The organism is Microbacterium shaanxiense, assembly GCF_054779995.1.
The window spans coordinates 463,655-483,862 of sequence record NZ_BAAGXE010000002.1 but is presented as its reverse complement, the minus strand read 5'-3'; the positions used below and the strand labels follow the sequence as shown (position 1 = coordinate 483,862).

18 protein-coding genes are annotated in these 20,208 nt (G+C 67.9%); 8 read left to right on the top strand and 10 right to left on the bottom strand.

Annotated elements, in window-relative coordinates:
* Nucleotides 1-26 precede the first annotated feature (26 nt).
* Nucleotides 27-1,031, top strand: coding sequence for a sugar phosphate isomerase/epimerase family protein (locus ACYVG2_RS07275; protein WP_460780358.1), 1,005 nt, complete (start codon nt 27-29; stop codon nt 1,029-1,031).
* 111 nt (nt 1,032-1,142) lie between these two features.
* Here the strand turns inward: ACYVG2_RS07275 and ACYVG2_RS07270 are convergent, their stop codons facing one another.
* Entirely contained in the window at nt 1,143-2,564 is a 1,422-nt protein-coding gene (locus tag ACYVG2_RS07270; protein ID WP_448967263.1) for a DHA2 family efflux MFS transporter permease subunit, read from the bottom strand.
* A gap of 144 nt (nt 2,565-2,708) precedes the next feature.
* Nucleotides 2,709-3,395 (bottom strand): helix-turn-helix transcriptional regulator, encoded by a 687-nt coding sequence (locus ACYVG2_RS07265; protein WP_448966734.1) that lies wholly within the window; start codon nt 3,393-3,395, stop codon nt 2,709-2,711.
* Nucleotides 3,396-3,513: 118 nt separating this feature from the next.
* Between ACYVG2_RS07265 and ACYVG2_RS07260 the strand changes: the two genes are divergently transcribed.
* The 5 genes from ACYVG2_RS07260 to ACYVG2_RS07240 all read left to right on the top strand — a co-directional run bounded on the left by ACYVG2_RS07260 (nt 3,514) and on the right by ACYVG2_RS07240 (nt 9,304).
* On the top strand, nt 3,514-4,887 hold the full coding sequence (locus ACYVG2_RS07260) for an MFS transporter (protein ID WP_460780357.1): 1,374 nt from the start codon (nt 3,514-3,516) through the stop codon (nt 4,885-4,887).
* A gap of 10 nt (nt 4,888-4,897) precedes the next feature.
* Nucleotides 4,898-6,544, top strand: a complete 1,647-nt coding sequence (locus tag ACYVG2_RS07255) for an N-acyl-D-amino-acid deacylase family protein (RefSeq protein ID WP_460780356.1) — start codon at nt 4,898-4,900, stop codon at nt 6,542-6,544.
* Nucleotides 6,541-6,921, top strand: coding sequence for a RidA family protein (locus ACYVG2_RS07250; RefSeq protein ID WP_448966737.1), 381 nt, complete (start codon nt 6,541-6,543; stop codon nt 6,919-6,921). The genes ACYVG2_RS07255 and ACYVG2_RS07250 overlap by 4 nt, the downstream gene beginning before the upstream one ends.
* A gap of 83 nt (nt 6,922-7,004) precedes the next feature.
* Nucleotides 7,005-7,865, top strand: a complete 861-nt coding sequence (locus ACYVG2_RS07245; RefSeq protein WP_460780354.1) for a phosphoribosylaminoimidazolesuccinocarboxamide synthase — start codon at nt 7,005-7,007, stop codon at nt 7,863-7,865.
* Between the two features lie 98 nt (nt 7,866-7,963).
* Nucleotides 7,964-9,304, top strand: coding sequence for a uracil-xanthine permease family protein (locus tag ACYVG2_RS07240; RefSeq protein WP_460780353.1), 1,341 nt, complete (start codon nt 7,964-7,966; stop codon nt 9,302-9,304).
* 130 nt (nt 9,305-9,434) lie between these two features.
* On the opposite strand, the gene ACYVG2_RS07235 is transcribed toward ACYVG2_RS07240, so the two are convergent.
* Genes ACYVG2_RS07235 through ACYVG2_RS07215 form a run of 5 tightly spaced genes read right to left on the bottom strand, consistent with a single transcriptional unit; the run spans nt 9,435 to nt 15,630 of the window.
* The gene (locus ACYVG2_RS07235; RefSeq protein ID WP_460780352.1) at nt 9,435-11,147 is read right to left on the bottom strand and encodes an acetyl/propionyl/methylcrotonyl-CoA carboxylase subunit alpha; all 1,713 of its coding nucleotides are present in this window, start codon (nt 11,145-11,147) and stop codon (nt 9,435-9,437) included.
* Nucleotides 11,144-12,763 carry a 5-oxoprolinase subunit B/C family protein gene (locus ACYVG2_RS07230; protein WP_460780351.1) on the bottom strand — a complete coding sequence of 540 codons (1,620 nt, stop codon included), beginning with the start codon at nt 12,761-12,763 and terminating at the stop codon, nt 11,144-11,146. Before ACYVG2_RS07230 ends, ACYVG2_RS07235 begins: the two co-directional genes overlap by 4 nt.
* Entirely contained in the window at nt 12,763-13,563 is an 801-nt protein-coding gene (locus ACYVG2_RS07225) for a putative hydro-lyase (protein WP_460780350.1), read from the bottom strand. Before ACYVG2_RS07225 ends, ACYVG2_RS07230 begins: the two co-directional genes overlap by 1 nt.
* Before the next feature lies 1 nt (nt 13,564).
* Nucleotides 13,565-14,344: a LamB/YcsF family protein gene (locus ACYVG2_RS07220; protein ID WP_460780349.1), complete on the bottom strand. Its 780-nt coding sequence runs from the start codon at nt 14,342-14,344 to the stop codon at nt 13,565-13,567.
* 2 nt (nt 14,345-14,346) lie between these two features.
* A complete protein-coding gene (locus ACYVG2_RS07215; RefSeq protein WP_460780348.1) occupies nt 14,347-15,630 on the bottom strand; it encodes an NRAMP family divalent metal transporter in 1,284 nt (427 codons plus the stop codon).
* A gap of 126 nt (nt 15,631-15,756) precedes the next feature.
* On the opposite strand from ACYVG2_RS07215, the gene ACYVG2_RS07210 reads away from it, so the two are divergent.
* Both ACYVG2_RS07210 and ACYVG2_RS07205 read left to right on the top strand, forming a co-directional pair.
* Nucleotides 15,757-16,395 (top strand): GntR family transcriptional regulator, encoded by a 639-nt coding sequence (locus ACYVG2_RS07210; RefSeq protein WP_460780347.1) that lies wholly within the window; start codon nt 15,757-15,759, stop codon nt 16,393-16,395.
* Nucleotides 16,396-16,462: 67 nt separating this feature from the next.
* Nucleotides 16,463-17,284, top strand: coding sequence for a VOC family protein (locus tag ACYVG2_RS07205; protein WP_460780346.1), 822 nt, complete (start codon nt 16,463-16,465; stop codon nt 17,282-17,284).
* A gap of 58 nt (nt 17,285-17,342) precedes the next feature.
* Here the strand turns inward: ACYVG2_RS07205 and ACYVG2_RS07200 are convergent, their stop codons facing one another.
* The 3 genes from ACYVG2_RS07200 to ACYVG2_RS07190 all read right to left on the bottom strand — a co-directional run bounded on the left by ACYVG2_RS07200 (nt 17,343) and on the right by ACYVG2_RS07190 (nt 20,145).
* Nucleotides 17,343-18,071: a LytR/AlgR family response regulator transcription factor gene (locus ACYVG2_RS07200; protein WP_460780345.1), complete on the bottom strand. Its 729-nt coding sequence runs from the start codon at nt 18,069-18,071 to the stop codon at nt 17,343-17,345.
* Nucleotides 18,072-18,244: 173 nt separating this feature from the next.
* The gene (locus ACYVG2_RS07195) at nt 18,245-19,639 is read right to left on the bottom strand and encodes an aminotransferase class V-fold PLP-dependent enzyme (protein WP_460780344.1); all 1,395 of its coding nucleotides are present in this window, start codon (nt 19,637-19,639) and stop codon (nt 18,245-18,247) included.
* An 11-nt stretch (nt 19,640-19,650) separates the two neighbouring features.
* The gene (locus tag ACYVG2_RS07190) at nt 19,651-20,145 is read right to left on the bottom strand and encodes a RidA family protein (protein ID WP_460780343.1); all 495 of its coding nucleotides are present in this window, start codon (nt 20,143-20,145) and stop codon (nt 19,651-19,653) included.
* Between the last annotated feature and the right edge of the window lie 63 nt (nt 20,146-20,208).

The following is a 20,208-nucleotide window of genomic DNA, read 5'->3' as shown; positions in this document are numbered from 1 at the left end:
ACGAACTCACGAGAAAGAGGACGAAGATGTCACGACCTGTCACCCTGTTCACCGGCCAGTGGGCCGACCTGCCGTTCGAAGAGGTCGCGCGGCTCGCGGGCGAGTGGGGCTACGACGGCCTCGAGATCGCGTGCTGGGGCGATCACCTCGACCCGTGGCGCTGGGACGATGACGCATACATCCAGGACCGTCTCGACATCCTCGAGCGCAACGGTCTGAAGGTGTGGACGATCTCGAACCACCTCAAGGGCCAGGTGGTGTGCGATGACCCGATCGATCAGCGGCACCGCAACATCGTCTCCGATCACGTCTGGGGAGACGGAGATCCCGAGGGCGTGCGCCAGCGCGCCGCGGAGGAGATGAAGAACACCGCCCGCCTGGCCGCGAAGCTCGGCGTGAAGACCGTCACCGGTTTCACCGGGTCATCGATCTGGAAGTACGTCGCGATGTTCCCGCCAGCCACCGACGAGATGGTGGAGGCCGGCTACCAGGACTTCGCCGACCGCTGGAACCCGATCCTCGACGTGTTCGACGAGGTCGGGGTGCGCTTCGCCCACGAGGTGCACCCGTCGGAGATCGCGTACGACTACTGGACCACCAAGCGCACCCTGGAGGCGATCGGGCACCGCGAGGCGTTCGGCCTCAACTGGGACCCGTCGCACATGGTGTGGCAGGACATCGACCCGGTCGGCTTCCTGTGGGACTTCCAGGACCGCATCTATCACGTGCACTGCAAGGACACGAAGAAGCGCCTCGGCAACGGTCGCAACGGCCGCCTGTCGTCGCACCTGCCCTGGGCCGACCCGCGGCGCGGCTGGGACTTCATCTCGACCGGTCACGGTGACGTGCCCTGGGAAGACGCGTTCCGCATGATGAACGCGATCGGCTACGAGGGTCCCCTGTCGGTCGAGTGGGAGGACGCCGGCATGGACAGGCTCATCGGCGCACCGGAGGCACTCGAGTTCGTACGCAGGCTGTCGACGTACAAGCCCGCCGACGCCGCATTCGACAGCGCATTCTCTACGCGCTGAGTTCGCGCTGCTCGGCTCGCGCTGCACTCATCGGCAGACGCTACACATATCGGTGTAGCGTCTGCCGATTTCTGTAGCGCACGACTTCACTGGCGCGAAGCGGTGCGCCGACTACTTCCGTGCGGCGAGGTGCTTCGGCCGGCGCAGCACCAGCACCGCGGCGACGCCGAGCAGGATGACGGCTGCGGGCAGCAGCATGGTCTGCGCCATGGCATCCGCGAACGGGCCGGCGACGGCATCCGGCATCTTCCCTCCGCCGAAACCGGTCGCATCCGCGGCCCCCGGAAGGTTCGCCTCCAGGCGGTTCTGCATGAACGCCGCGATCGCCGCAGAGCCGAGGACGGAGCCCACCGTGCGCATCGTGTTGTAGATGCCCGACCCGGCGCCCGCCTGACGCGGCGGCAGATCGCGAGTCGCTGTCGTGGCGAGCGGACCCCACATCCCGGCGTTGCCGAATCCGAGGATGGCGGAAGGGATCAGCAACCAGCCGATCGGGATCTCGGTGTTCATCATCACGGCGAACAGGAAGAGCGAGGTCGAGACCAGCAGCAGCCCCGGCACCAGCATGAGGCGCGGATCGATCCGGTCGAGAAGCTTGCCGGCGAACGGCGAGATGATGCCGGCGGCGAGCGCCATCGGGATCAGCAGCAGCGCCGACTCGGTCGGGGTCAGGCCGCGCGCGAGCTGCAGGAAGAACATCAGCGGCAGGCCCTGGGCCGTCACGGTGAATCCGACGATCGCGATCGTGATGTTCGACCACGCGAAGTTGCGGTTGCGGAACAGCTCAAGCGGAACGAGCGGCTCGTTCTTGGTGCGCGACTGGTACCAGAGGAAGAGCACGAGCACGACGACGCCGGTGATGATCAGGCTGAGCACCGAGATCGGACCCCAGATGACGCCCCAGTCATACGCCTCGGCCTCCTGCAGCCCGAACACGATCAGAAACAGGGCGATCGCGCTGAGGAACACGCCCGGTACGTCGAAGCGGTGCTTGTGCGTCTGCAGCTTCGGCACGAGGACGCACGCGAGGATGAACCCGATCACGCCGACCGGCAGGTTGATGAAGAAGATCCATTCCCAGCCGAGGCCGTCGACGAGGAATCCGCCCGCGAGCGGACCGACGAGCATGGCGACGCCGGATGCTGCGCCCCACAGCCCCATCGCCGCACCCCGGCGCTCGGGCGGGAAGGTGCGCGTGATGACCGCCATGGTCTGCGGCGTCAGCAGCGCTGCACCGAGGCCCTGCACGGCGCGCGCCCAGATCAGCCCGTCGAGCGTCGTGGACAGTCCGCACCACAACGAGGCGAGCGTGAACACCGCGAGACCGATGAGGTAGATGTTCTTCGGCCCGAAGCGGTCGCCGAGGCGCCCGGTGATCAGCAGCGGCACGGCGTACGCGAGCAGATACGCGCTCGTGACCCAGACGACCCGGTCGAGGTTGTTGGAGGTCGGATCGAGCGCCTCCTTGATCGCAGGGTTCGCGACACCGACGATGGTCGTGTCGACGAGGATCATGAAGAACCCGATGACCATGGCCCACAGTGCCGGCCACGGGCTGCGCGGGCGATGCCCGGTGGCGTACGTTCCGGTCGAGGGCCCGGAGGATGCCGATGAGTCAGTCACCCGGCAACGGTACACCCGTGCGCCGACGTCATCGGCGCACGGGAACCGCTCGCGTCACTGCGCAGCGCGACGCGCTTCATCCAGGTACGCGTAGGCGGTCACACGCGAGATTCCGAGGCGCATGGCGATCGTCTCGACCGACTTGCGCATCTGCGTGGCACCGCGCTCGTCGAGCCGCTCGAGCACGCCGATCTTGTCGTCGCGCGTCATCTGGTTGACCGGCCGGCCCACCTCCCGGATGGCCTCACTGATCATCGAATCCATCACCGAGACGAGGTCCCGGCCGAAGTACTCGTCGGGGGAGGCGTCCGCCGTGCCGTCCTGCGCAGGCAGCAGCGCATCCAGGAGGGACCGCGCCTGTTGCACGGCGCTGAGGTCGATGTTGATGCACAACGCGGCGATGATGTCGCCGGCCCTGTTGCGGAAGTAGACGCTCGAGCAGCGCAGCTCGCGCCCGTCGTCCGTGAAACCGCGATAGCCGAACGCGTCGTGATCCTCTTGCCGATTGCGCTGGACGCTCAGTCCGAGGCTGGTGGAGGGGCCGCCGACCTCACGTCCGGTGACGTGGCCGTTCTCGATCGCGGCGATCGTGTGGCGGAGGTCGACGTCGGCGCCGTCGAGATTGTGCAGCACGACTTCGCAGGACGGCCCACCGGCCGCGGCGATGGCCCGCATGACGGGCCGGAAGGTCTCGAGCACCTCGGCCGCGCCTTCGAATGTGTCGTGCGTCTGAACTCCCATGGTCACCACTCTGTACCCCCGAACGCGATCTGAACTAAATGTATCTCATCTAGACAATGTGTTCGAGCTGCGCTAACTTGTCTCAAGCTGACCAACCCTGACGAGTAAGGAAGCTCTCATGACCCGAGCGGGCGCCCCCAGCGGACTCTCCCCCAAGCAGAAGCGCACCATCGCCGGTGGCTCCATCGGCACGCTGATGGAGTACTACGACTACTACCTGTACGGGCTGGCGTCGGCGGCGGTGTTCCCTGCGGTGTTCTTCTCGAGCAACGACCCGGTCATCGCGCAGCTCTCCTCGTTCGCCACGTTCGCCGTCGGATTCCTGCTGCGCCCGGTCGGCGGCATCATCTGGGGCATCGTCGGCGATCGCGTCGGACGCAAGGCCGTACTGATGATCACCGTGGTCGGCATGGGCATCGCGACGACGGCGATCGGCCTGATCCCGCCGGACTACCTGATCGGGGCGACCGCCCCGATACTCCTGATCGTGTTCCGCATGTTCCAGGGCTTCTTCGTCGGCGGTGAGATGGGCGGAGCGGCGACCATGGTCGTCGAGAACGCACCGATCGGCAAGAAGGGGATGTACGGCGCATTCCTCATCAGCGGTGCGGGCATCGCCAACGTCGTCTCCGGCGGATTCATGGCCGCCCTGGGTCTCGGCGAGGGGTCCTGGTTCATCGAGTGGGGCTGGCGCATCCCCTTCGTGTTCTCCCTGGTGCTCGCGATCGTGGCGATCATCCTGCGGCACAAGCTGGAGGAATCCGACGAGTTCGTCGAGACGCAGAACCTGCAGATCGCCGCAGCCGGTAAGAAGGCGAACCCGCTGATCGAGGTGTTCCGTCACCCGAAGAACGCGATCATGGGAATCCTCATCGGCCTCCCCCAGTCGATCGCCGGCTACGTCGTGCTCACCTACGGCCTCAGCTTCATGGTCTCGAACCAGAGCCTGCCCGCATGGATGGGCTTCGCCGGCACGATGATCGTCGGGCTGCTGCAGGTCGTCGTCGCCCCTCTCTGGGGAGCGATCTCGGACCGCATCGGCAGGCGCACCGTCTACATCATCGGATGCCTCGGCTTCGCCGCCATGGTCTATCCCACCTTCATGCTGTTCAGCACCGGCAACATGTGGCAGATCTGGCTCGGTCAGATCCTCGGCTTCGTGGTGTTCGGTGTGGCCATGCAGGCGACGCTGTCGACGATGCTGGTCGAGATGTTCGACGCGGAGGCACGCACCACAGGGGTGAACATCGGGTACCAGTTCTCCAACACTCTCGGCGGCGGCTTCGCACCGCTGATCTGCACAGCGCTGGTCGCGGCCGCAGGAGGGGCCTTCTGGCCGGTCGTCGTCTACTCGGCGGTGATCGCCGTCGTCGGCGTGATCGCCACGCTCGCAGCATCGATCCGTCCCGACCGGGAGGACGCGGGACGTCTGCACGTGCTCGCCGCGACGCAGAACATCCCCACCGTCAAGGCGGGAGCCGTCTCGCGGTGAAAGGGCGATCATGACCGATGATCTCTCCGGCCGCATCGTCCTGCGCGGCGGCACGGTCGTCGACGCGAACGGCGAACGCCGCGCCGACGTCGCCGCGCAGGGCGCGAAGATCACCGAGGTCGGCACGGTGGCGCCCGAGGAGGGCGACACCGTCGTCGACTGCGCCGGCCGGTTCGTCATGCCGGGGTTCATCGACGCCCATTCTCACGTCGACGGGCTGCTGGGCGACGAGGACGTGCAGCGGGCGCTGCTGCGCCAGGGCGTGACGTCGGTGATCGTCGGGCAGGACGGTGTCTCGTACGCTCCCGGCGACGGCGCATACGCCGTCGAGTACTTCGCCGCCGTCAACGGCCCTCATCCCCACTACACGGGTGGCGGAGTCGCGGGGTATCTCGCCTCGGCCGACGGCACCTCGCGGGTGAACGCCGCCTACCTCGTGCCGGCCGGCACCGTGCGGTTCGAGGTGTGCGGGCGCTCGCAGGATCCGGCGCACGACGAGCGTCTGGAGGCGATGTCCGCGCTCGTGCGCGAGGGCATGGCCGAGGGAGCGGTGGGCCTGTCGACGGGCCTCGACTACGTGCCCGGCATCTTCCAGGGCGTCGACGAGATCGCCGCCCTCTGCGCCCCCGTCGCCTCGGCCGGCGGCGTCTACGTCAGTCACATGCGCGGCGGGTACGAGGCGAACTCCGCCGCAGGAATCGACGAGATCGCCGCGATCTCACGCCGAGCCGAGGCGGTGACAGGTGCCGCGCTGCGCGTGCACGTCTCGCACTTCCACGCCGAAGCCGACGTCGTGCTCGCCCAGCTGGACGAGCTCGCCGCCGCCGGTATCGATGCGACGTTCGACGCGTACCCCTACATCCGCGGCTGCAGCCTGATGAGCATGCCGCTGCTGCCGCCCGAACTCTCCGCACGACCCGTCGACGAGGTGCTCAGAGCGCTCGAGGACCGAGCGGAACGCGAACGGCTGCGGCGCGAGTGGTTCCCCCGTGTCGGTCAGAACCCGAGCCTCGGGCCCGACTGGCCGCACATGATCTCGCTCTCGCACCTGTCGGCACCGGAGCTGTCGTGGGCCCACGGGCTCACGCTCGCTCAGGCGTCCGAGCGCTCCGGCCTCGACGTCATCGACTTCGTGCTCGACACGCTCCTGGCGTGCCGGCTGCAGGCGAACGTCATCATGGCCGTGCGGTACGAGCGACCCATCACCGAGCTGGCCCGCATCTTCTCTCATCCGGGTCACATCGGCGGATCAGACGGGATCTTCATCGGCGCTCATCCGCATCCGCGTGCACGCGGTTCGTTCGCACGGTTCCTTCGTGAGTTCGTGCGCGAGACCGCGACCTGGTCGTGGGCGGATGCCGTGCATCATCTGTCCGCCGCACCCGCCGCACGTTTCGGGCTGGGGCGACGCGGTGAGATCGCGCGCGGAGCGGTGGCCGATCTGATCGTCGTGCAGCCGGATGCCGTCGCCGACACCGCCACGTACGAACAGCCGCTGAGCGAATCCGTCGGCATCGACGATGTCCTCGTGGCCGGCGTCCCCGTCCTGGCTGCGGGCGAACTGGTCGCCGCGGCATCCGATCGACAGCTTCCCGGGCGCGGACTGCGCCGGGCCGGACCAGACCACCACCCATCCAGAGAACGGAGCGACACATGAGCAAGACCGCTGTCCAGACCACCAACGCCCCCCAGCCGGCGGGCCCCTACAGCCAGGGGATCATCGCGAACGGCTTCTTCTACACAGCGGGCTTCGGACCGCAGGACCCTGCCACCGGAGAGGTCGCCGATTCGGTGTCCGAGCAGACGCGCCAGGTGCTGCGCAACATCGGCTCAGTGCTCGCCGAGCACGGACTCACGCTCGATGACAGTGTGAAGGTCACCGTGCACCTCGCCGACCTCGCCGACTTCGCCGAGTTCAACGAGGCGTATCAGGAGTTCTTCACCACGCCGTACCCCGTGCGCACGACCGTCGGGTCGCAGCTGGCGAACATCCTCGTCGAGATCGATGTGGTCGCGGCCGTCCGTCAGTCCTAACGGCTCGCGGCGGTGACCGGGCGTCCTTTCCCCGGTCACCGCCGCGGTTCTGCACGAACACGACCAACCGGGATAATGGGCGGATGAGCGATGCACTGAACATCCCCGGCTGGCGTCACCTCTACTCCGGGAAGGTCCGCGATCTCTATGCATCCCAGGACCCCGCGGACACCCGCATCCTCGTCGTCGCGAGCGACCGCGTCAGCGCCTTCGACTACGTGCTCTCCCCCGGCATTCCCGAGAAGGGCGCCCTGCTGACCACGCTCAGCCGATGGTGGTTCGCACAGCTCGACTTCCCGAATCACCTCGTCGACGGTGAGATCCCGGATGCCGTCGCCGACCGCGCCATGCTCGCGCAGTCGCTGGAGATGCTGCCGATCGAGTGCGTGGTGCGCGGCTACATCACCGGCACCGGATGGGTCGAGTACCAGCAGAGCGGGACCGTTTGCGGCATCCCGCTGCCCTCGGGACTCGAGAACGGCGACCGCCTCCCCGAGCCGCTGTTCACGCCGGCGTACAAGGCGCCGATGGGCGAGCACGACGAGAACATCACCTTCGAGCGCGTCGTCGAGCTGGTGGGCGCGGAGCGCGCGGCCGAGCTGCGTGACGCCTCGCTCGCGATCTACGCGAAGGCTGCGGCCATCGCCGAACAGCACGGGCTGATCCTCGCGGACACCAAGTTCGAGTTCGGGACGGATGCCGACGGCACGCTGCGTCTGGCTGACGAGGTGCTCACGAGCGACTCGTCGCGCTACTGGGATGCCGCGACGTGGGAGTCCGGATCGACCCCGGCCACGCGCATGGCGAGCTTCGACAAGCAGATCGTCCGCGACTGGCTGGCATCGAACTGGGACAAGCAGGGCGAACCGCCCGCTCTGCCGGACGAGATCGTCGAGCGCACGGCCGACCGGTATCGCGAACTCATCACGCGCCTCACCGCGTAGTCCAGGGGAGCCGCGTCGCGCACGGCGCGCGTCGACGACTCGATAGTGTTTCTCCAGCATCCCCCCGATTCCCTCACCCCGATTTCCGAGGAGCCCTCATGCCCGTGTGGAAGATCCATGGCAATGGTCACACCGTCGCCCCCGGCGAGGTCGTGCGTCCAGAGGAGCGCCTGAACTGGCCCGCCACCTTCGCGATCGGTGCGCAGCACGTTGTCGCGATGTTCGGTGCGACCTTCCTGGTGCCGATCATCACCGGCTTCCCGGTGTCGACGACGCTGCTGTTCTCGGGCCTCGGCACTCTGCTCTTCCTGCTCCTCACACGCAACCGGCTGCCCAGCTACCTGGGTTCGTCGTTTGCATTCCTCGCCCCGATCACCGCCCTCAACGGCGGCAACGCCCTCGAGACGCCGGAGCAGATCGCCCAGGCGCTCGTCGGCGTGCTCGTGGTCGGCGTGCTGCTCGCCGGCATCGGATTCCTGGTGCAGGCGGTCGGCAGTGGCTGGATCGACAAGCTCATGCCGCCGGTCGTCGCGGGCTCCATCGTCGCGCTGATCGGCTTCAACCTCGCCCCCGCCGCGTGGAACAACTTCACGCTGCAGCCCGAGCTCGCCTCGGTGACACTGATCACGGTGGTCCTGTTCAGCGTGCTGTTCCGCGGCTTCCTCGGCCGCATCTCGATCTTCCTCGGTGTGATCGTCGGCTACATCGTCGCCGCTTTCACCGGCCAGGTCGACTTCGCCCCGATCGCGGATGCCGCGTGGATCGGCCTGCCCGAGTTCCACCTCGCCGCCGTCGCAGATCCCGGCGCCTGGACGATCGTGCCGATGTTCCTCCCCGTCGTGCTCGTGCTCATCGCCGAGAACGTCGGGCACGTGCGCGGCGTCGCCACCATGACGAACGACCCGTCGATCAACAAGCACACCGGACGCGCCCTGGTCGCCGACGGTCTCGCCACCACGCTCGCCGGCGGCTTCGGCGGCTCGGCCACCACGACCTACGGCGAGAACATCGGCGTGATGGCGGCTACCCGCGTCTACTCCACCGCCGCCTACTGGGTGGCCGGCTTCGCCGCGATCCTGCTCGCCTTCTCGCCGAAGATCGGCGTGATCTTCAACACCATCCCACCCGGAGTGCTCGGCGGCGTGACCACCGCACTGTACGGCCTGATCGGCGTCATCGGCATCAAGATCTGGGTCGACAACCGCGTGGACTTCTCCCGCCCGGTCAACCAGTACACCGTCGCGATCTCGTTCGTCATCGCGGTCGGCGGGTTCGCGATGCAGTGGGGCGCCTTCCAGCTCGGCGCCATCGTGATCGGCACTGTCGCGGCGCTGCTGGTGTATCACGTCGGCAATGCGATCGCCCGTGCCCGCAAGACCGGAGCGGATGACGGCGGGCCCATCCCCGCCGTCGGCCCGCTGGGCGGCGATCCGGAGTAGGCGCTTCCGCGCGTCACGCCTGTCGGAGGTTGTCACGCCTGTCGGAGGTTTTCACCGAATCTCTCCGACAGGCGTGACAACCTCCGCAGTGCGTAACAGCGACGCGGACCGCAAGCTCGGACGCTGCGACTCAGCCGATACGGCCGATCGCTGCATCCGCGGCGACGAGGTCGCCCACCGCAGCAGCCTGAACCAGTACCCCGGCGCGATGAGCGGTGACCTGGGTCTCCATCTTCATCGCGTCGAGCACGGCCACGGCATCCCCCGCCTCGACCGACGTTCCATCATCCACGAGCCAGCGCACCAGCGTGCCGGGGACCGGTGCCCGCAGCTCGGCAGGATCGGCGGATGCCGGAGCATCCGCCGGCACGGCCCCGCCGGCGAATCCCTGCAGCAGCGCAGCCGGAACCCCGAGCATCACGCGACGCCCGTCGATCTCGACGGGGAAGCGCTGCAGCGCAGCATCCTCGACGGGCGCCGGTCGCAGCTGCGGCTCCAGCCGCGGCAACAGGGTGCTCTCGATCCACTGGGTGTGCACGGCGAACGTCGCGGTCTGGAACTCCGGCTCATCGACGGCCAGGCGATCGAACGGGATGACGGTCGCCGGCCCCTCGACCGACAGCTCACGCAGCGCGCGCCGTGCGCGCACCAGCGCAGCATCCCGGTCGTCCGCATGCACGATGAGCTTCGCGATCATCGAATCGAACGCCGACTGCACGGCATCCCCCGCTTCGATCCCGCTGTCCCACCGCACGCCCGGTCCGCCGGGAATCCGCAGCGTCTCGACCGTCCCCGGGCTCGGCAGGAAGCCGCGCCCCGGATCCTCCGCATTGATCCGGAACTCGAACGCGTGCCCCTGCGGCTCGGGGGTGTCGGTGAAGGACGGCCCGTCCCCGAATGCGATCCGGAACTGCTCCGCCACCAGGTCGACGCCCGTGACCTCCTCGGTGACAGGATGCTCGACCTGCAGCCGAGTGTTCACCTCGAGGAAGGAGATCGTGCCGTCCGCGGCGAGCAGGAACTCGACGGTTCCCGCGCCGCGGTATGCGACCTCGGCGCAGATCCGGCGCGCGGCGTCGTGGATCTCGGAGCGCTGCGCAACGGTCAGCCCGGGCGCCGGAGCCTCTTCGATCAGTTTCTGATTGCGGCGCTGCATCGAGCAGTCGCGATCGCCGACCACGACGATCTCGCCGCGCCCGTCGCCGAGCACCTGCACCTCGATGTGCCGCGGACTCTCGAGGAACCGCTCCACGAAGCACTCCCCCCGCCCGAACGCCACGATCGCCTCACGGGTGGCGGCGTCGAACGCCTCCGCGACCTCGGACAGTTCGCGCACGACCTTCAGCCCTCGCCCACCGCCTCCGAACGCCGCCTTGATCGCGATCGGCAACCCGTGCTCCTCCGCGAATGCGACAGCTTCGGCCGGCCCGGCGAGCGGCTGATCCGTTCCGGCCGCGAGAGGCGCGCTCACCTTCTGCGCGATCCGTCGTGCGGTCATCTTGTCGCCGAGCGCGTCGATGCTCTCGGGCGCAGGGCCGATCCAGACGAGGCCTGCGCGCTCGACCGCACGGGCGAACTCCGCGCTCTCCGAGAGGAACCCGTAGCCGGGGTGCACGGCATCCGCCCCGCTGTCGGCGGCAGCGCGCAGCAGCGCATCGATCGAGAGGTACGTGTCGGCGGCGCTCGTGCCGCCCAGTCCCACCGCCTCGTCGGCCAGGCGCACGTGCAGCGCATCGGCATCCTGATCGGCGTACACGGCGACCGAGCCGTACCCGGCCTCGGCGCATGCGCGGATCACGCGCACCGCGATCTCGCCGCGATTGGCGATCAGCACCTTCTTCATGACAGTCCTTCTTCGATGCGGGGGATTCGGAAACGGATGCGCGCACCCGGCGGCAGCTGGGCGGCGAGATCCAGGCAGCGATCGGTCAGGGCGCCGATGATCGGGTACCCGCCGGTGAGCGGATGATCCGGCAGGAACAGCACAGGCTGCCCGTCGGGCGGCACCTGGATCGCACCGGTCACGGCGCCCTCACTGGGCAGTTCGCCCTGCGTCGCGCGAGCCAGAGGCACTTCGCCCTGCAGCCGGATGCCGACCCGATCGGACCGCGGCGTGACCAGCCACTCCTGTGTCGTCAGAGTGTCGAGAGCTGATGCCGTGAACCAGTCGTCGCGCGGACCCAGTGTGATGTCGAGCTCGACGAGCTCGCCGGATGACGGCAGCTCGCGCTGCGTGGCGACGGGATCGACCGCGTACCGTGCGGCATCTCCGATGGCGACGAGATCACCGGCGGCCAGCGGGTCAGGACCGAGGCCCGCGAGCGTGTCGCTGGCTCGGCTGCCGAGAGCGGATGCTGCGTCGATACCGCCACGGACACCGACCACGTAGCGCAGTCCACGGTCGGGATGGCCGAGCTGCAGCGCGTCACCGTCGACGGTGGCGAAAGGCGCACCGTGCGGGATGCCGCGGGTGAGGCCCTCGGCATCCGTCAGGGTGAGCTCGCCGATCGCGCCGGTCACAGCGGCGACGCCGTCACCGTGGAATCGCAGCACCGCTCCGCCGACGCTCTCGAGCACCGCGGCATCCGTTGCGTTGCCCACGGCCCGGTTGGCGTCGCGCAGCGCCGTGCGATCCGCGACTCCGGATGCCGAGACTCCGAGCGCCGCGTGGCCGGGCCGACCGGCATCCTGCACCAGCAACTGCAGGGAGGGGCGCACCACTTCCACGCTGCCGCCTCTGGGAAAACCCAGACCGACTGGCGTGTCCTCGGCGCGGCGAGCGGCGACACTCCGGAGACTCGCCGGCTCGTCTCCGTTCTCCGATCCAGCAGACCGGGACAGTGTCGCCGACTCCCGACCAGCGCGCTCGAACCTCACCAGCGCCCCCGGCGACAGCAGTGCCGGCGGGTCGCGGTCGATGTCCCACATCACGGCATCCGTGTGGCCGATCAGCTGCCAGCCACCGGGGCTCTCGCGCGGATAGACGCCCGTGAACGCTCCGGCGAGTGCGACCGATCCGGCCGGCACGCGGGTGCGCGGCGACGAACGACGCGGTACGTCGAACAGCGGATCCCCGCTCACGACGTACCCGAACCCGGGCGCGAAGCCCGAGAACGCGACCTGCCAGTCGGCCGCGAGATGCCGGTTCACGAGCTCCTCGGACGACACCCCCAGCAGCGACGCGGCTTCCGTCAGATCCTCGCCGTCGTAATGCACCGGCACCGCGACCTCGCGCGTGTGCGGCACGTGCGCGGCGTCCACCTGCGTCGCCGAGAGCACCTCGGCGAGCGCGGCAGCCGACGTGCGCAGCGGATCGAACCGCACGAGCACCGTGCGCGCCCCGGGGATGCGCTCGACGATCCCGGGCACGCCGTCCCAGGCCAGGTTCAGCCGCATGGCTTCGTCGAGGTCGACCGCCTCGACGAGCAGAGTGCGGTCTGATGCTGTGAGGATGCGCATCAGACGATGTACTCCGCATCCGGCACGTCGGTGATGAACATGTAGCCGGGTGCATGCGTGACCGCGAACGGCGGCTTGGATGCCATGATCGCCGCCTGCGGGGTGACGCCGCAGGCCCAGAACACCGGGATCTCACCCTCGCGCACCTCTGGAGCATCGCCGAAGTCGGGATGCGAGAGATCGGCGATGCCGAGCGATGTCGGGTCGCCGACGTGCACAGGGGCGCCGTGCACCGCCGGAGTCCGTCCCGAGATCTGCACGGCATCCGCCACCCGACCCGCAGGGATCGGCCGCATCGAGACGACCATCTCGCCGCGCAGACGCCCGGCTGGGACGCAGTCGACGTTCGTGCGGTACATCGGCACGTTGCGTCCGAGCTCCTGGTGGCGGATCGGGATGCCGGCATCCACGAGCCCCGTCTCGAACGTGAAGCTGCACCCGATCAGGAAGGCGACCAGGTCCGGATGCTCGTCCCACGCCTCCGTCGCATCGCTCACCTCTGAGGTCAGTTCGCCATCGCGCCAGATCCGGTACCGGCCGATGTCGGTGCGGATGTCGCTGCCTGGTGCCAGGATCGACTCCACCTGTCCCTGCTCGATGACCTCGAGCACCGGGCACGGCTTCGGATTGCGCTGGGCGTAGAGCAGCGTCTCGAAGGCCCAGTCCGCCGGCACGGCGATGAGGTTCGCCTGCGTGAGCCCCGCGGCGACACCGCTGGTCGGCACGGCCTGCCCCGAACGATACGAAGCACGCGCAGCCCGGGCGGCGGCGAGCTGATCGGAGGTCGCGAGCACAACCATCTCAGACTCCGGCGAACGGTGCGATCGTGATGCCTGCTGCCTGCAGCATCCGCTTCGTCTCCGCCGCCATCGCGATGGAACCAGGGCTGTCGCCGTGCACGCAGATCGACTGGGCCTCGACGCGTACGTCCGTTCCGTCGATCGCCTGGATCACGCCGTCCGAGGCGAGCCGCACCATGCGTTCGGCGACGGCGGCGGGGTCGTGCAGCACGGCGCCCTCCTGGGTGCGCGACACGAGCTGCCCGTCAGGCATGTACGCCCGATCGGCGAAGGCCTCGGCAGCGACCGCGAGGCCGGCCTTCGACGCGACTTCCAGCACGACGCCGCCCGCGAGACCGAGCAGCACGAGGCTCGGATCGATCGCCTTGATCGCCGCGACCACGTCGGCGGACTGCCGCTCGTCGCGGGCGATCGTGTTGTACAGCGCACCGTGCGGCTTGACGTACGAGAGGGTACCGCCGACCGAAGAGGCCAGGCCGATGAGCGCGCCGAGCTGGTACTCGACATGCGCCTGCAACGTGGCCGAGTCGATCTCGACGTTCGTGCGGCCGAAGTTCTCGTAGTCGCGATAGCCGGGGTGGGCGCCGATCACGACGCCGCCCCGCACCGCGGCCGCCAGAGTGTCGCGGATGCCCTCGGGGCTGCCCGCGTGGAACCCGCATGACACGTTCGCGCTCGTGACGATCTCGAGCATCGCGACGTCGTCGCTGACGATGCGGTCGGGGACATTCTCGCCGAGGTCGGAGTTCAGGTCGATGGTCGGCCCACCATTCACAGGCATGGTCACGCTCCGATTCCGAGGAAGGCGAAGATGGGTCCGACCGAGACGATGCCCATGTACCAGGTGAGCAGCGTCACCAGCGTGCCGGCGATGAGCAGTACCAGCGGGTACTTCTTCGTGCCGAGCAGGTCGCGGCGGAACCATCCGATGTACATGAACACCGTAAGGCCGATCGGCAGGATGAGTCCGTTGAAGCCGCCGACGAACACCAGGATCGCGGCCGGTGCGGTGCCGATCGACAGGTACACGATCAGCGACACGACGATGAACGCGACGGTTGCGATCTGCAGCGACCAGCCGCCGAGGAAGCGCTTGTGGAACGACGACAGGAACGTCGCCGACGTGTACGCGGCGCCGATCACCGAGCTGAGAGCGGCGGCCCAGAAGATCGCACCGAAGATGCGCAGGCCCGCATCACCGAGCACCGAGCCGAAGGCCTGGCCGGCGGGGTTGGCGGCCTGGCTGGACAGATCGAGGGCGACACCGGAAGCCACGACACCGAGGATCGCGAGGAACAGCACGTAGCGCATGATGCCGGTGATCAGGATGCCGTTGGCGGCTGCCCGCATGACGGGGCCCGCGTACTCGGGGCCGGTCTGCCCTGAGTCGAGGTAGCGGTGCGCACCGGAGTAGGTGATGTAGCCGCCGACGGTGCCGCCGACGATCGTGGTGATGGTGGCGAAGTTCAGCTCGTCAGGGACGAACGTCTGACGCAGCGCGTCGCCGATCGGCGGCTGCGCGATGATCGCGACGACGACCGTCATCACGATCATGCCGATGCCGAGGACGACCAGCACGATGTCCATCACCTTGCCGGCCTTCTTGATCAGGAAGATCACGATCGCCAGCGCCGCGGTGAGCAGTCCGCCCACCTTCGGGTCGACGCCGAGCAGGGCGTTCAGGCCCAGCCCGCCACCGGCGATGTTGCCGATGTTGAAGGCGAGGCCGCCGATCACGACGAGGATCGCGATCACGTGCCCGGAGAACGGGATGGCCGAGTTCGCGAGTTCGCCGGCGCGCTTGCCGGAAGAGGTGATCATGCGCCAGACATTGAGCTGGACGGCGATGTCGATGAGTACCGAGACGAGGATGGCGAACGCGAAGGCGGCACCCATCGATGCGGTGAAGGTGGCGGTCTGCGTGATGAAGCCGGGGCCGATGGCGCTGGTGGCCATCAGGAAGATCGCACCGATGACGGCGCTGCGGCCGACGCGCTTCTTCACTGCGGCGAGTTTCGCGGCGGTCTCGGGGTCGGTCTGGGCGTCGATCGGGGACTGCTCGGACATGAAGGGATTCCCATCGTCTTCGGCGGGTGTCGGGTGACACCGAGTGTAGAACGGATTGACCATGATTGTTCAACAATTTTGTTTCCGGGATGCTACAGCGAGGGCTCACCCGCTTAACATGAAGGCGTGAACCATCAGGGAGCGCTGGCCGATGAGCTGCGGCAGAGGATCATCGACGGCGACTTCGCACCGGGCGCCCGCCTGTCGGAGGCGGCTCTGGCCGAGAGGTTCGAGGTCTCGCGCAACACCCTGCGGGAGGCGTTCCGCGTATTGGCCGAGCAGGGCCTCATCGAGCACGTGCCGCACCGAGGCGTCTCGGTGGCGGCGCCGTCGATCGCCGATGTCATCGACATCTACCGGGCGCGCCGCGTGATCGAGTGCTCCGAGCTTCGCCAGTCGGAGCCGGAGCATCCGGCAGTGCAGTCGATGCGCGCCGCGCTCACCGAAGCCGAGAAGCACCTGCCGAAGGAGGAATGGCACCGGGTCGGCAGCGCGAACATGGCCTTCCACGATGCGATCGTCGCGCTCGCCGACAGCCCGCGACTCGCGCGAACGTACCGCGACGTCGCGGCGGAACTCCGCTTGGTGTTCCTCGAGATCGACGATCCCCGTGCCCTGCACGAGCCCTTCGTGCGCAAGAACCGCGTCGTGCTCAAGACGCTGCTGGAAAAGGGTCCGCATGCGGCGGCCGACGCGCTGGAGACCTACCTGATCTCGTCGGAGCGCACCGTGCTCGGCGCGTTCGCGCGCATGGGACGCGGGTAGACGGAATACTTCCCGGCCGATGCCGGTTTGCATTGACATGAATGAAAAACTTGCCGCGGCAACTTCTATGGGTGCCGTCACCCTGCTGGTCGCCGATCTCGACGCGATGACGGCGTTCTACCGCGACGTCGTCACACTGCAGGTGCAGGATGCTGCCGGCCATGCCGTGACGCTCGGTCGAGCCGGCGCACCGCTCGTGATCCTCCGCCACGAGCCGGCGCTGCGGCACGCGAGCCCCGGTTCGGCCGGACTCTTCCACACGGCGATCGTGTTCGAGTCGCAGGCAGCGCTGGCGGGCGCTCTGTTCTCGATCGCAGAGCACGCGCCGCAGACGTTCACCGGCAGCGCCGACCACCTCGTCAGCCAGGCGTTCTACCTCACCGACCCCGAGGGCAACGGCATCGAGCTGTACTGGGATCGCGACCGCTCCGACTGGTCGTGGACGCACGGGCAGATCGAGATGGCGACCCTCTACCTCGACCCGAACGCGTTCCTGCAGGAGCACCTGGGCGAGGAGCCGACCGGAGAAACGGCGGCGCAGATCGGCCACGTGCACCTCTCGGTCGGCGATGTCGACACTGCGCGGGAGTTCTATGTGAACCGGCTCGGCTTCGATGCCACGGCATCCCTCGGCGGCCAGGCGCTGTTCGTCAGCGCCGGCGGGTACCACCACCACATGGCGATGAATGTGTGGAACTCCCGTGGAGCGGGTCCGCGGATGCCGGCGCTCGGCCTCGGTCAGGTCGACCTGCTGCTTCCCGACGTCGACGCACTTGGTGCATTGAACGAACGCCTCAGGCACTTCGGCACCGAGGTCCGCGACGACGGCCGCACCCTGGCATTCGAGGATCCGTGGAACAACACGCTCAAGGCTGAACTCTCGGCCTGAGGATCGCCGGTACCGCGGGCCGCTCGGCACCGTCGGCCACCGCCGCTGCCGAGCGGCTTCATCGTCCGCCCGCATTCATCAGCCGGCTGCGCACGGAGGGGATCAGCCGCCGGCTGACGGGCAACTCGACTTCCTGGAGCCCGACCACCGGCACCGGGCCGGTGAGGCGGAGTTCGGTGACCGCCTCCGCCTGCACGAGATAGGACCGATGAATGCGCACGAACCCCGCCGCCGACCATCGCTCCTCGAGCTCCGAGATCGGGATGCGAACGAGATGGCTGGCGCCCGATTCGGTCCACATCCGCGAGTAGTCCCCCTCTGCCCTCACCCAGCGCACGTCGCCGCGCCGGACAAGCCGTACCGACCGCCCGGTCGACACGGGCACGGTCTCCACTTCCACGCTTTCAGGCGCGTCGCCGACGCCACGGTCGTCGAGCAACCTGTCGACCGCACGTCGCAGTCGCTCGGGGCGAACCGGTTTGAGTACGTAGTCGAGAGCATGCACGTCGAACGCCTCGAGCGCACCCGCCTCGTCGGCAGTGACGAACACGACCGATGGTCGCTGCGCGAACCGATCGAGAGCTCGCGCGAGATCGAACCCGTCCACACCCGGCATGTGTATATCGAGGAAGACGGCATCCACCGCCTCGATCGAGAGGGTACGAAGGGCGTCTGCTCCGCTGGAGACCGCGTGGATCGCACCGATCCTGGCATCCGCCTCGAGCAGCGCCACGAGCTCGGCCAGAGCGGGTGGCTCGTCATCGGCGACGAGCACATCGAAGATCATGGGGCGTCCGTCTCCTGCAGCGGTTGCGACTTCGGGACCATGGTATAGGCGTCGGGAACCGTCTCGATGATGAGAGCGCCGTCCCGCGAGAGCGACGAACCACCGCGTCGGCGGCACGCGGGAAGGACGGCCGGCGCATCCGTCGAGCGGACGCACCGGCCGTGACCCGACGATCAGGCCATCTGTTCGGACAGCTTCCACGCAGCGTCGACGAACCGGTCGACGTCCTCCTGCTGATGGAACAGATGAGTCGACACTCGCACCGGAACATGCAGGGTCGCGTCCCCGATGACCGGCACAGAGGTGGTCCGGACTTCGATCCCGTGCTCGTCGAGCAGCCGCGCCACGAAGTCGGCCGACTTCTGTGAGTTCTTCACATCGTCCGCATTCTGGAACGGGTTGAACCCGGTCAGCGCGCAGGTGAGACGGCCATCGGACTTCGCGGAATAGAGCGCACCTGCTCCCCACCGCTCGACGACCTGCTCCTTGAGGTTGTCGGCCAGGCCGACGATGTGGTCCTGGATGTTCTGCCGCCCTATCTCGTCCCACACCTGGACCGCCGTCTGCACTCCGACATTCAATGCTTTGCTGCCGTTGCCGACGGACTGCAGATACTTGCCGATGTCCTGGCTCTCATCACGGCTGCGCAGATCCACCGAGCCGTCCGTCGGGTAGCCCGACGACACGATCGGCCAGAACTCGGGCAGGGGGTTCGGGTTCGCCGCGTTGACACGGTTGCGGATGTAGAGGATGCCGGTGCCGCCGGGGCCGCACTGCCACTTCGCAGCGGATGCCGCGAGGAAGTCGACTCCGAGCTCCCTGAAGTTGTAGTTCATCATTCCCGGGATATGCGCCCCGTCGACGAGCGTCGGGATCCCGTGCTCCTGTGCGAGCACCGCCAGTTCCCTGATCGGCAGCATCGTGCCGGTGAGGTAGGTGGGGGCGGAGAACATGATCAGTTTGGTACGACTGGTGATACCGGCGCGGAACAGGGCGACGTAGTCCTCGGCGCTCTGCTGATCGCCGACCGGGAGCTGCACCCGGTTGATCACGACTCCCTGGCGGTCGCGCAGCATCGCCATCGGGGTGTTACCTCCGCCGTGCTCATGATTCGTCGTCAGGATCTCGTCGCCTTCGCGCAGGTTGAGCCCCATCAGCGCCTTCGACATTCCGTCCGAAGTGTTATGGGTGATCACGATCTCGTCCGTGTCGACACCGTGCGCTGCGGCGATCGTCTGGCGCACATCCGCGAAGTCGCTGTAGGCCGCTTCGGCGTCCCGCGCCACCTGGCGGTGAACGGCGTCCACGATGTCGAGCACTTGGCGAGGGGGCGAACCGACGGTGCCGACGTTCATATAGAGGATCTTCTTGTCGAGCACGAACATCTTCTCGACCTTTTGCCAGAAGGCGGCGTCGTTCGCTGCCGGTACGACGGCGGCGGGGGTCAGCGCGCTCGCGGGCGATGCAATGCCCAGAGTGCTGAGGCCCACGGCACCTGCCCCGGCGCCGAACAGCCTGAGGGCATTGCGTCGTGAGATTCCGGATGTCTGAAGGTCTTGCGTTTCCATGATTTCCTCTCCTATCGCACGGCGATCGCGCTGATCTCGACTTTTGCTCCCTGCGGCAGTGCGGCGACCTCGACGGTCGCCCGCGCGGGGGCGGCTTCGGTGCCGAAGTACTCGGCGTAGACGGAGTTGAACGCGGCGAAGTCGTCGATGTCCGACAGGTAGACGGTGGTGCTGACGACATCGTCGAGATCGAGCTTCCCCTCCTTCAGCACAGCTCTGACGTTCTGCACCGACAGGGCGGTCTGCTCCGCGATCGACTGGCTGTTGTCGATCGCGCCGACCTTCGGGTCGATGGGCAGCTGCCCTGAGACGAACACCATGTTGCCTGCGGCGATCCCCTGGGAATACGGACCGATCGCCGCAGGGGCATCATCGGTGTGCAACACCTTCTTCGAGGAGCTGGAGGGGCTCTCCAGCGATGAGGGCCCCGCGTCGGCGACACCGCCCAAGAGGCTGGTCGTCACAAGACCTGTGACGAGGACGGCTCCAGCGACGGACAGAACCATCGCCCGGGGGGAGGAAACGAATGTGAACAACTGACTCTCCTTCGAGTTCGTCGGCACGACGCG